6 protein-coding genes are annotated in these 12,700 nt (G+C 44.8%); 5 read left to right on the top strand and 1 reads right to left on the bottom strand.

The genetic code is table 11. The features are described 5' to 3' along the window. Positions 1 to 144: 144 nt before the first annotated feature. The gene (locus ACYQ28_RS07585; protein ID WP_460049228.1) at positions 145 to 1,026 is read left to right on the top strand and encodes a lysozyme family protein; all 882 of its coding nucleotides are present in this window, start codon (positions 145 to 147) and stop codon (positions 1,024 to 1,026) included. Further along, entirely contained in the window at positions 1,023 to 1,493 is a 471-nt protein-coding gene (locus ACYQ28_RS07580; RefSeq protein ID WP_460049226.1) for a hypothetical protein, read from the top strand. The genes ACYQ28_RS07585 and ACYQ28_RS07580 overlap by 4 nt, the downstream gene beginning before the upstream one ends. Before the next feature lie 120 nt (positions 1,494 to 1,613). Here the strand turns inward: ACYQ28_RS07580 and ACYQ28_RS07575 are convergent, their stop codons facing one another. Next, positions 1,614 to 2,861, bottom strand: a complete 1,248-nt coding sequence (locus ACYQ28_RS07575) for a sensor domain-containing phosphodiesterase (protein WP_460049225.1) — start codon at positions 2,859 to 2,861, stop codon at positions 1,614 to 1,616. A gap of 719 nt (positions 2,862 to 3,580) precedes the next feature. On the opposite strand from ACYQ28_RS07575, the gene ACYQ28_RS07570 reads away from it, so the two are divergent. The 3 genes from ACYQ28_RS07570 to ACYQ28_RS07560 all read left to right on the top strand — a co-directional run bounded on the left by ACYQ28_RS07570 (position 3,581) and on the right by ACYQ28_RS07560 (position 12,695). Beyond that, a complete protein-coding gene (locus ACYQ28_RS07570) occupies positions 3,581 to 5,011 on the top strand; it encodes a M28 family peptidase (RefSeq protein WP_460049223.1) in 1,431 nt (476 codons plus the stop codon). Positions 5,012 to 6,498: 1,487 nt separating this feature from the next. Next, complete coding sequence (locus tag ACYQ28_RS07565) at positions 6,499 to 12,216, top strand: beta strand repeat-containing protein (protein ID WP_460049221.1); 5,718 nt, start codon at positions 6,499 to 6,501, stop codon at positions 12,214 to 12,216. After that, on the top strand, positions 12,216 to 12,695 hold the full coding sequence (locus ACYQ28_RS07560) for a cohesin domain-containing protein (protein WP_460049220.1): 480 nt from the start codon (positions 12,216 to 12,218) through the stop codon (positions 12,693 to 12,695). Before ACYQ28_RS07565 ends, ACYQ28_RS07560 begins: the two co-directional genes overlap by 1 nt. Positions 12,696 to 12,700: the final 5 nt, after the last annotated feature.

Raw genomic sequence — 12,700 nt, 5'->3', positions numbered from 1 at the left:
ACATTTAAATAAAAACAATGCAGATGTTGAGTTAGATTTTATAAATGCCAAATGTCATGTTAAAAGAAAATCGCAGTCGCCCTATCGTTTATTCCGTCGCGTTTAAAGGTTGTTTTGACGGACTTACTAAGATGAGGGAAAGCGATGCCAACTATTCGAATTTCAGGTTCGGTAGGTGTTGGTGGCCGTAATAATGCCGCCGATGTGCGCCTAGTTACAGCCTTACTCAACGTCTATCGACGTCAAAACAATCAAGCTGCCATACCGGTGGTTGATCAAGTTAAAGAACAACTCAATGTCGCCATCAGCGACTTTCAGAGAGTGCGATTGAACAGCGCGCGTCCAGATGGACGTGTTGATCCGGGTGGTCGCACCTTTTCTACTTTATCGACAATCTTATCGAACGTATTTACGCCAGAGCCTCTGGTAAATCCTACGATAGGAACGGTTACTTGGGAGGCGGAAGGCCAAGAAGGTGGCCGCTTTCACAGTCGAAAATTACACGTGCCATCGGCAAGTTCCGGTCTAACCTTGGGTCGAGGTTATGACATGAAGACCAAAACCAAAGGTCAAGTTCGCGCCGATTTTATGGTTGCGGGCATCGATAAAACCAAAACCGAAGTATTGGTTAACGCGGTTACTCTGCAAGGCAATCGAGCCGATCAATTTATCGTTGATAACGACTTACTAGACTTCGAAATTACACCACTTGCACAACTGAAATTGTTCGAAATCAGTTACGAGCTCGAAGCGTCTGAGGTGCGTCGAATCTCTGGCAAAAGTGACGTGGTCAATCTTTATGGTCAGCTCGATTGGGACACTACCCATCAAGCCATCAAGGATATCTTGGTCGATTTAAAATTCCGTGGCGATTACACCGGCGCGGCACGTCGATTTATTCAGGCTCCTGCCGTGAACAATAACTTGGTAGAATTTAGAGATCTCATTGGTGATCGCGGTCGTTGGCAAAATGTTCCGCAAGATCGCTTTAATCGTCGTGTTCGTTTTTTGGCTAATGCAAGATGATAAATCGTTTGTTTGGTGTGTTTCCTGTTAAAAAATCAGTGTTACTTACAACAGTGTTTGCTTTGCAACTACCGATGTTGGCCTGCGCACAGCAACCCGTCGCGTCGGGTTTAAGCTCCGACGTGCCTTTAAGCGTTTGGGGAATTGAGCTAAAACGTGTTAACAATCAGTTAATTCGCGTGCTTCGCCACAATATGGAAATTGAGCCTAAGATTGTGATCGAGCGTATCGCCACACCGGATTTAACGCTGTTAGAAAAGCTCGAAGTAACGGGCTTTGAATACGGGGACGAGAAATACACCTTTGCCGATTCACAAGGTGCTTTTTTGGAGTCGCTAGACATTGACGGTCAAGCGGTGCATTTTGCCATTGAGTTTTATTTTAACCAAGGCGGTTCGGCATTGCTGAATTGCTCGGTGCGAATAGAAGCCGACAAGCTGGTACAGCAAGAATGTTTTAGCCAGTAATTATTGAAAAAGCATCACTGAATTTTGTAATTGGTGATGCTTCTTTAAACGCAACGCTGTGCAGACGAAAATCTTAACGAACGCGTTCGTACTTTGCAGATCAATAATGCTACATGCCTACTAAGCAATTTCTTTTAACGGCATACCCAAGAAAAATCCCTGCCCTCTGTGTACATTCAATGTCTTCAGCATGCTCAGTTCTTCTTGAGTTTCAATACCTTCGGCAATTACCTGATAATCCATTGCGTGTGAAAATTCCACCAACGACTGTGTAAGGAGTTGGGCATCTCTATTTTCGTGAATCGAGCGAATAATTTCGCGGTCAATTTTTATAATGTCGGGTTTTAATTTTAAGATATGCTTGAGCGACGCATAACCTGAGCCCACGTCATCAATTGCCAATTTAACACCGCGTGCGCGCAACGGTTTTAAAATGGAATTTATTTCTAAATAGTCTTCAATAACATCGTGCTCGGTTAGCTCAATAACAACGTTGTGATTGCTGTTAAGCAAATAATCAAACTGGTTTTGATTCTCCAATAAAGTACTTGGCGATAAATTTAATGACAGATATTCCGATTTGTCGCGTTTGGCAAAAACTTCACTATCGCCAAAGTTTAATAACGACTTTTCTATCGCAGCGGTTTCTAGTTGCGACAATAATCCCACATTTTTAGCCTGCGAAAACCATAAGTCTGGACTAGAAAACTTAAAATTATTAAATCGAGTTAATGCCTCAAAACCTACCCGTTTGTGATCGGTTAAAGAGTAAATAGGCTGAAAGACTGGATAAAAGTCTAACGTAGCTAAGATGGCATTGATTTGGTTTTTTCGACAGTCAAAATCGTTGGCATGTTTAACATTTTTTTCCAACACTAAAGCAGCGCAATACGATAAAAAGCGAACGGTTTCTAAATCGCGAGCATTTAACTGATAGTTTGGCTTTCGACTAAAACAACAAAAGGTGCCGTAAACGGATTCGTCAGAAAAAACCAGTGGCACACTCACGTGGGCGCCAATGGGTAACTTGTTGGTTGCTGGTAGCTCAAGCGCACTTGTGTGATCAATAGCATTTAAAATTAATTCGGGCAGCCGACCGTCTAAAACTCTTTGGCAATAAGAGTTTTTGAGTTTATCAAAGCCATCAATGGTAATAGGTTGAAAGTTTTTCTCGCAGTCTACGTAGCGAAAAATACGAAAGCCGTCTTTAATTTCAGAAATAAAAGCAACTTCCATATTTAAATGACTGCGTACGCAGGTCAATAATTTATTTAAGATATTGTCGTTTTCTTGATGCGTAGATTGCGAATTTAGCGCCAATATGTCGGCCATAAGCGATAGTCGAAGATGGTTACTTACGTTGTCCATGCCAAAAAGCTTCCCTAAATTATGGTTTAGGTGATAAAAGAAATTCTGATTGCGTGAATAATACGTTTTTCAAAGTTTCTTAGAGTCGTTTTTTAGTAGCTGTGAGCGCTTATGAACAAACAAAGTATTTTTATTGGTGCAGTAGATATAAACACAGAAAAATGAACTTAATTTTAATCAAATTTATTTTCAGAAAATCAGATTAAATCGCGAGGAGTAAATCAAAGATTCCCAAAATAAAAGTCGATTAAACTCAATACTGCTTTTATCAATGCTATCAATCCCAAGATCGATAATTTTCCGAAATTACAGCGAAATTAAAACTTTATTTCTAATTTCTAATCTTTAATTATCTAACAAATAAGGAAATCAAAGATTTTTATATGTTACTAAAGCGTTCGACAACCTATTTCAATAAGTTTGTCGGGTACAAAAAATAAACTCTTATACCGCGAAGCTACTTTAAATTTCACACATATTATTCGCAACGTGATTTTGTAAAATGGACGTAAATCACCTAAATAATGTCAGGTATTTTCTAAAACTTTGAATTAAAAATACCGTTAATATTCAAGAACAGAATATTAATAATCCATAGGCAGGCGAGTACTGAGAGTTTGTTGATGCACACGGGTAAAATACGGTGACTCAGCAATCAATGAGGGTTTTTGTAAAGCAATCGTTAATTTCTAAATTTATCCACAAATTTGGAGAGCGGTATGCGCGGCGTTTCAATCTTAGATCATTCTACCGATCCCTTTTTAGCGAAGCAGCTAAAACGATACTTGGGACGTAGTTTTGCGGCGTTATTGGCTACCGTGGTGTTAAGTGCTCACGGTGAAGCGCTTGTACCACCGCCAAGCGAAGTGCCTAAACTTTATGATATTGCCGAAGCGGTTAGCGCCGATCGTATTTACGGTGACATAGAAACACTGGTTGGCTTTGGCACGCGCCACACCTTGTCTGATACCACCAGTAAAACTACTGGTATTGGTGCCGCGCGCAGTTGGATTTACCAAGAGTTCGAGACCATATCGAAAGCCTGCGGCGGTTGTTTAGAAATTCATTATGTTTCCGACTTCGTTGAAGGCGAAACCCGAATCCCCAATAAAACCGAAGTCGTCAGTGTGGTTGCTATTCAGCGAGGTGCTGTTGATCCCAATCGCATGATAATGATGAGCGGAGATATCGACAGCAGAGTCTCCGATGTTATGAACGCAACCGATATTAGCCCCGGCGCCAACGATAACGCCTCGGGCGTGGCAGGTGTGCTAGAAGCTGCGCGAGTCCTCAGCCAATATAGGTTTGCCGGTAGTATCGCCTATGCGGCTCTTGCCGGTGAAGAGCAAGGTTTGTTTGGTGGCAAAATCGTGGCGCAATACGCAAAAGATCAACAGTGGCAACTGGTCGGCATACTCAATAACGACATGATTTCGAATATTGAAGGCATAGACGGAGTTATTGATAACTCCACGGTTCGGGTTTTTTCCGAAGGCACCCGCGCCGTAGAAACACCCGAAGAAGCAAATTTACGGCGCTTTACCGGTGGCGAAGTTGATTCACCGTCTCGAAATCTTGCCCGATACGTAAAAAGTTTAGGCGAAAAGTACATTACTAATCTAAACGTTATGATGGTGTATCGCCTCGACCGATTCCGCCGTGGAGGCCATCACCGGCCCTTTAACGAAGCAGGCTTTCCGGGTGCGCGTATTATGGAAACCCACGAACACTACGACCGTCAGCATCAAGACTTACGCACCGAAAACGGCGTTGTTTATGGCGACACCATTGACGGTGTAAACGCAGGTTACGCCGCGAAGTTAACCGCGTTAAATGCCATCACCATGGCTGGGATCGCAGCCGCACCGCCAATTCCACAGGGCGTTGCCATCGAAGGTGCTGTGTCACCGTCAACAAAAATTCAATGGCAAGAAGCCGATAAAAAAACCGCAAAAAATCTCGCCGGGTACAAAGTCTATTGGCGACTGACCACAGAACCCACTTGGACACATTCACGCTACGTAGGAAACGTTAATAGCTTTGAATTAAAAAATATTGTTATCGACAATTACTTCTTTGGCGTAAGCGCCGTGGCCAAAGATGGCGCCGAAACACCGGTGGTATTTCCAGGGCCTGCGGGAGCTTTTTAATTGTTAGAGGAGCCTCTGATTGACTCCTCTATGATTTAACCAGAGAACAAAAATAGAAAATACGGTTTTCAAATTTTCGTAATTTCTGTCGCTCATGGTTTTTGAAATTGTCGACCCAGCCTTGTAATTCAGGAAACTCTAGCTTAATCAGAGTTTCCTATATTTTTTGAAAAACGGCTTTTGGCAGCATTTTCAGATTAAAATAAAAAATGTTTTGATGCTTAAAATTATTTTTGAGTGCTTAATTAATTAGAAAATTTTTAGTGTAATAATTTGCTACGCCTTGTTGATGAATTGAAAATTATTTTTCGAAAAAGTACTCGTAAATATAATTTAAAAAACGCAGTTTTTTGAACTTGATGCTATTGTTTGTTCTGTTCCGCTTAGCATTTTGTACCTCAGGCGGTGATCTCCCACTATTGTCATTCTTCTAATCTTATTGATCGGTAAACAAGTTAATTGCGTTCTACTGATAGATATAGATTGATTGGCTCCATTTCTATCGTTGTTCGTCTTTTTGCGATTCTTCGCTTAAGTTGATGTTTTCAGGTTGAGCTTTTCTATGCGATTGAATTTGTATTAATCAATCAAAATGTCGCAATGCTTTTCGGCGGATGTTTTTCGATTTAGAAATAACGTTGTTGCAATTGGTTGTAATGGATTTCATTCTTTAGACGTTGGCATACTAAAAACTGCTTGTTTATCCCGGGATAATTTAGGGTTTCTCTGTGATGGGAATTACGTAGCGTTACAGAAATGGTTTGAGTCTAGGAGGATGTAAGGCTGGGTGTGCGTTTGCAGTTGTAGACTTGCGGCTGTATGCAACGGTAGTTTTTAGACTGTGTATTTTACTTTTGGAACCTCTGATTAACTCATCCCTGATTTAATCAGAGGGCAGAAATTGAAAATGCGATTTCCAATTTCTTCACAATTTCAATCACTTACCGTTCTTGAAATTGGCGGCACATCCTTGTGTCGCTGGAAACTCTAGGTTAATCAGAGTTTCCTTTTGTTTTTAATGTTGATTCTAAGTCGCCACCTAAATACGTTTTTATTTTTGTGTCTTTTTGAATTCTTAATACGGGTGTGTTTTACCTGTGTAAGGCGAAATTGATTAATACCTGAAAAATAATCGGTTAAGGTCAGGTTTGTTTGTTGTGACCATTCAACTTTTACATTTTTTTTACGTATAAATATTAGCAAACAATAAAAAAGCGTTATCTTGTAAGAGAATGCTTATATCGTTTAGTACAGAAAAACGAACAATTCTAATAATTCAGTTGAGAGTGTTATTAGTTGAAAATATAATCTTTGCGAAATTTTAAATCTAAAGGTTATAAAACCGTAGGCAGCTTCGGTCGCACAATAAATCGCATTCCACGAATTTGCTCCTTGTTTGTAAACCCTATTGGTATAGGGAAAGGATTTTTAGGAACAAAACAAAAAGTAGTTTGTGCGTTGCCTTGCAACGAAAATAGGGAAATTCAATGAAAACCAACCACTTTATAATTGCAGCCTTAATTGCTTTATTGGCTGCCTGTTCTGATGGTCCCAATGTTGATCAATCTATTCACGGCGGCGGCTCGGGTGAAACACCCGATAATGGTGGCGGCGGTTCAGGCGATGGTGGCACCGGTGGCGAAGGTGACGGCGACGACGGTGATCCTACCGATCCAACAGAAACACCCAACGGCGTATCGGCCGAGATAACCAGTAGTGCGCAAACCGGCGAAGTTGGTGATCCCTTCTCTTTTTCAGTTGAAGTTTTTCCGGCAAATGCGAATGTAGATCGCATTGAGTTTGTCACCAGCGATGGTCGCACCATTCAAGGTAGCCCGGCAGAAATTAGTTTTGATCAAGCCGGTACCTTTTCGGTGACGGTACGCGTTATCTCTGGTGGAGAAGTCGTTGCTTCGGCGCAATCTACGGTTGTTGTAACCCAGCCTATTGCTCTGCAAATTGAATCTGCAAGTCCCGAAATCTTTGCAGGCGAGCCTGTGGTTTTTTCTGCCCTATTTTCTCCTATCGATACTCAAGTTGATCGTGTTGTATTTACAGCAACGACCAGCCAAGGCACTGAAGTTGTTGAAGGAGTCAACGCGCAATTTAATTTTACCAACGCCGGCCCGGTTAGGGTAAGAGCGGAAGCGTTTGTAAATGGAGTGGTTGTTGCTGCCGACGACTTTACCTTTGAGGTTCAAACTCCAACGACGGTTGAGATTATTCCAAGCGCTGTTGAGTCTATTGTTGGCAGTCCGCTTATTTTTGAAGCCAATATCCAGCCTGACGGCACAATTGCTGAAAGCGTTATTTATCGCATTACCAATACCGAAACCGGAGAAGAGCGTGAAGTTGAAGCGCCGGTAGATGGCAGTCCATTTGCGGTTGATTTTCTTGATGCCGGTACATTTACGGTTGTTAGCGAAATCTCGGTGGGCGGCGATACCTTTTTAAGTGAATCGGTATCTGTCACTGTTGAGCTTCCTACGTTTACTACAGATTTTACGGCCAGCAATATTTTGGTTAGCCAAACGGTACCGGCTTCTATTCAGATAGAACCCCAAGGTACGGTGCCAGATCGGGTGGTTTACACCATTACCAGCAGCGATCCAACGGTTGCGCCAATAGAAGTTGAAGGTCCCGTTGATGGCAGTGTTGCCGATCTGGAGTTTCAAACCGCAGGCGAGTTTACTGTTAGCGCGCAAATATTTATTGGCAATGAAATTATCGATGCTGGCGAGTTTACTGTCTCATCAACATTGCCGACCGTGACCCTTACTGGGCCTACCAATGCCTTGATTGGCCAAACGCTGCTGTACACATCAAGCTTTACTCCCCTTGAATCTGCAGACCTCATTACCGAAGTTCGATACGTAATTACTGAAAACGGCGTTGAGCGTGTGGTTGCCGGTAATGCCCAAGGCACCGCAACCGAAATTAGCTTCGCCAATCCGGGTCAGTTTTCGATTGTTGCTCAAGTATTTATTGGCGAAGAAGTTCTTACCGAAGAAATTGTGGTTGATGTGGCTGTGCCGGTTAGCACCACGATTACCGGTTCTGCAACCGAGACTGTGGTTGGCGGAGCGCTCAGTTTTACCGCAAATATTCAGCCCGAAGGCACTGTTGCCGACAGTGTTGTTTATCGAGTCACTAATGCGGCTACCGGTGAAGAGCAAATCATTACTGCTCCGGTGGATGGTAGCGCTTTCGAGATTACCTTCCCTAACGCTGGTGAGTTTACCGTGGTTGGTGAAGTAACCGTTAATGGTGAAGTGACAACCAGTTCGCCTGTTACCGTTACGGCAACCTTGCCAACGCTACAGACTAACTTCCCCTCGGGTGGGGTTTTAGTGGGCGGTTCCGTTCCGGTTGCCATTGAGCTAACACCACAGGGTACCCTTGCCGATCGTATTGTTTATACCGTCACAAGCAGCGATCCGGCGATTGCTAATCGTGTGATTGAAGGCCCCGTCGATGGCAGCCCATTCGAATTAGATTTCCCAAGAGCGGGTGGTTTCACCGTAACTGCGCAAGTCTTTATTGGTAACGAAGTGATCGACGTCGGTGAATTTAGTGTTGATGCAGCCTTACCAGAGGTTACGGTTACGGCGCCAGTACAAGTATTAACCGGCCAACCTGTTGCTTACACCACCACGGTATCGCCAAGCGAAGCGCTGGCGTTGGTTGACCGTGTGCAATATGTCATCACCGAAAACGGTGTTGAGCGCACGGTAGAAGGTACAACTGATGGCACCGCAACCGATATCACCTTCCCTGCTGCGGGTACTTTTACCGTCACTACCCGCGTTTTTGTAGGTGACGAGGTAATTGAAGATGTGTCTTCAATTACTGTTGCAAATCCAGTTAGTGTTGATTTAATCAGCTCAGCGAACTCAACGGTTGTTAATTCACCGCTGTCGTTCTCGGCGGATATTCAACCGGTTGGCACTAACGCATCGGCATTTATTTACCACGTAACCAACACCGATACCGGCGCAGAACAGGTTGTGAACGCACCGCTTGATGGCTCGCCGATTAATATTAATTTCCCAAGCGCGGGCAACTTTAGCGTTGTTGGTGAAGTTACCGTGAATGGCGAAACCACCGTCAGTGATCCAATTGCAGTGGCTGTATCCTTGCCTGCGATTACCACCACATTTGCGCCTGCCACTATTATTGTGGGTGACAGCGTGCCAGTCTCCGTTGGCTTATCGCCACAAGGTACGGTCGCCGATAGCATCGTCTACACCATTACGAGCGATGATCCAGCGATTGCAGATCGTGTGGTAAACGGCCCAGTAGACGGCAGTCCATTTAACCTAGATTTCCCAGTTTCTGGTGCCTTTACAGTGTCTGCTCAGGTGCTTATTGGTAACGAGGTAATCGACGCGGGCAGCTTCAGTGTTAACGCGAATTTACCGGAAGTCACTGTCACAGCACCAACCGAAGCACTAACCGGCGGCGAAGTAGCGTTTACCACGGCGTTAACTCCGGCGGAAGCCCTAGATTTAGTAACACGTATTGAATATGTGGTCTCTGGCCTAGCGACTCCTATTGCGGGTAACACCACTGGCGCTGCCACCAACATCACCTTTAATACTGCGGGCGATTTTGATGTAACCACTCGCGTGTTTATTGGTGACGAAGTTATAGAAACCAACTCAAGTATCACCATTGCAGAGCCTATTTCGGCAACGGTGACCAGTTCAGCCAGCGAAGTGATTTTGGGCGAAGCATTGAGCTTTGATGTGAGCATCACGCCACAAACTAGCCCGATTGATCGAGTGGTATTTACCATCGCAGACGGTAATGGTGACGTTGTTGATACCGTTACCGGTGTGGTCGGTGATTCAACCAATATCGTCTTTAATGCGGTTGGCAATTTCACCGTAACCGCAGAAGTATTCTCTGGGTTCCAGTCGTTCATAACAACGCCAATCAGTATCGTAGCTATGGAACAGCTACCTGAGTTTGTGGCTCTGAATGCGCCTATCTCTATTGCTGTTACTGGCCAAACGTTAAACTTTGTTGCCACAGTGGCGCCGATAAATGCCAACTTCGATCGCGTGGTGTTTACAACCAGTGATGGTCAAAGCTTCACCTTTACCGATACCGGCACACCTTCGGCGAGCTTCAGCTTTGCCACCGAAGAAACGGTACAAGTCACCGCGCAGGTTTTTGTTGGTGATGATGTGATTGTTACCGATCAATTATCGGTAGTGATCAGCAATTCAGGTCAGCCTTTCCCAGAGGAATTTGGCTTCCCTACCATTGGTGATCTGAACGGCGACGGTCAAATCGATTTGGTGGACGTTGTTTTGGCAACCCAGCGCTTTGGTGGTTTGCGAGACGCAGCCGATCGCGATGAGGCAATCGCCGCGAATATCGATCTAGACGCCGACTTCGATCTTGTTGACGTTGAATTACTGTGCAGTATTGTCGCCTCGCAAGACTTTATCGCTCGCTTTATTTCACCACCACAAAATATTCCGGGCGGTAGCGCTCTGGTTATTTCGCCAAACTTGGTAGCGCCGCTCGATTCGTTAGCGATTACCGTCAATGGTTTTGCGGCGCAATCGATCACGCAATTTGCTCAAGGTTACGTGTACTTCACCATTCCGGCTGAGGCCAGCCTGGCGGGCGTAACCGCAAGCGTGCAGGTAGATGTTCAAAGCGGTGGCAATATTCTGTCGGATACCTTTACCGTTGAGCTCGGTGAGCAGCCATTGCCACCTTCAGATGCGACCATCGATGTAATGGATTTCTTGAATGAGTTCGAGCGAGCCTTCGAGTTGCAACAATTATCGCTGGATGCATTGCTATCTGACCTGAGCGTTACTGGTCAAAACTCTGCTGTATTGGGTGCGTCTTTGACGGTCGGTCGTGCAAATCTATCGACAACCTTTGATCAATTCCGATTACTGCTAATCGATAATAACGATTCTCCGCTGGCGGCCGTGCTCCAACAGGCATTGTATGCAAATGGTTTAGACGCATTCCGCAGTCTATTAAGTACCACAGATGAAGCCATTACCAACGGCACGCCGGTAAATCCAAGCGGTTTGTTAGACGTGTGCAGTGAAACAGTTCCGTCTTTGTGTCATTTGCAAGACACCTTTGATCTAACTCGCGCTGCGACTACCTTGATTGGTTTGAGCTGCGATGCCCTAGAGGTTTCGGTGCTGTCAGAAAGCCTACCGGCCGATGCCGTTGCCGCTTGGACGGAGCAGTGTCCGGTGGTTACCTCCGAACTCGCTTTTGCATCAACCATTGCCGACTTGTTCAGTGATACCGAATTGCGCCTGCGCTTACTGGCGAACCCAACCGAGCAAACGGTGGGTCAACGCTCGCAAATTACACCACAATTGGATGTTACCGGTGGCGAGACCGTTCGACGCTTTGTGGATGCTCAGATGATTTCTGGCACCGGTGATGTTGAATTGCAGGCAATTCTTGCCGATCAAGTCATCAGTAATTTGCTAGCAGGTCGAGCCTCAAACGGTGCCCTTGTAGATTTGTTGGATTTGCTCGGTAACGATTTACTGGCATTACTAATCAGCCAGGTTTCGGCTGTTACTGGTCAACCTACTACTGCGGCAGAAGTCACTGGAATCCTGTCGGATGTTGGCTCCCAGTATCTGGCCCTGTTTATTGATCAAAGCATTACCTTAGATGCCACACGAATTTTTGACGCTAATTCGGCGGTTGGTGGTGATCTATCGGTGACCGCACCTGATCAAGCAGACTTTGGCTGTTTTGCGCCCGGAGATGCTAATTTTGTTCAATTCGCTGAAGTGAATGGGCAGGTACAAATTCGCGATCTTGTCCAGCAAAAATCGGTTGAGATTACCTGTGGAGTTATGCCGATTCGAATTCGCTTTGGCGATAACGGGTCGATCAAAGATGATATCTTTGAGCTGCGTATCAATGGCGAGTCTATCGTGATTGCCGAAGATCCAAACGTATTGCTTGAGAACACTTACCAACTGCCGTTTGGCATTAACGAGCTTGAGTTTGTTGGCCGTGCATCAGCAATGTTTGGCGGTACCATTATCGTCGTCATCTTTGACGCAAATGAGGTCATTGTTAACGATCCCGTAGATCGCACAAGAATTCGTTTTGATGGGTCAACCGAAATTAGTACCGCAGGTCTAAATCAGGGCGAGACGCTTAGCATAACCATCCGCGTAGGAGAGCCAAACTAATGAAATTTTCAAAAATATTAATGGCAATGGTTCTACTGTGTTGTTGGCAAGGCGCCAACGCACAGTTTATTGGTGATGTGTTTTTTGACGAAAACAATGTCACTGTCTCTGCCGGTCAACAACTTACGCTTCCTGCTATATTCTTTGCGGGCGCAGATCCTATGGGTGGTGTTGAGTTTGAAGTGAGTTTTGATCCTGCGGTTTTATCGCTGGTGGATATTACCGCCGCGGATGGAGATTTTAGTGGTCTGTTCAGTAGCCACCAAAATAACGACGGTAACTACGCGATTGTGGTGTCGAATCAGACTTCGCTTACAGCGCCGACAGCCTCAGTGCCTTTGGTGAATCTGATTTTTGAAATTGTCGGTTCAGCAGGAGATACTGCGCAGGTGCAAACCACGGTCAGAGATAGTGTAACAACCAGCTTGGTGCGCTACCCCGCCTCGGTTGGTTTTGTAACCACTGTAACCGTTCAGTAAGCTTC

Source organism: Sessilibacter sp. MAH1, assembly GCF_054658315.1.
The sequence above is the reverse complement of the archived record's forward strand: the minus strand, read 5'-3'. Positions and strand labels throughout refer to the sequence as shown.

Coding starts and splice junctions, on each gene's coding strand:
- ACYQ28_RS07585 (WP_460049228.1), top strand. CDS start 145: ATGCCAACTATTCGAATTTCAGGTTCGGTAGGTGTTGGTGGCCGTAAT.
- ACYQ28_RS07580 (WP_460049226.1), top strand. CDS start 1,023: ATGATAAATCGTTTGTTTGGTGTGTTTCCTGTTAAAAAATCAGTGTTA.
- ACYQ28_RS07575 (WP_460049225.1), bottom strand. CDS start 2,861: ATGGACAACGTAAGTAACCATCTTCGACTATCGCTTATGGCCGACATA.
- ACYQ28_RS07570 (WP_460049223.1), top strand. CDS start 3,581: ATGCGCGGCGTTTCAATCTTAGATCATTCTACCGATCCCTTTTTAGCG.
- ACYQ28_RS07565 (WP_460049221.1), top strand. CDS start 6,499: ATGAAAACCAACCACTTTATAATTGCAGCCTTAATTGCTTTATTGGCT.
- ACYQ28_RS07560 (WP_460049220.1), top strand. CDS start 12,216: ATGAAATTTTCAAAAATATTAATGGCAATGGTTCTACTGTGTTGTTGG.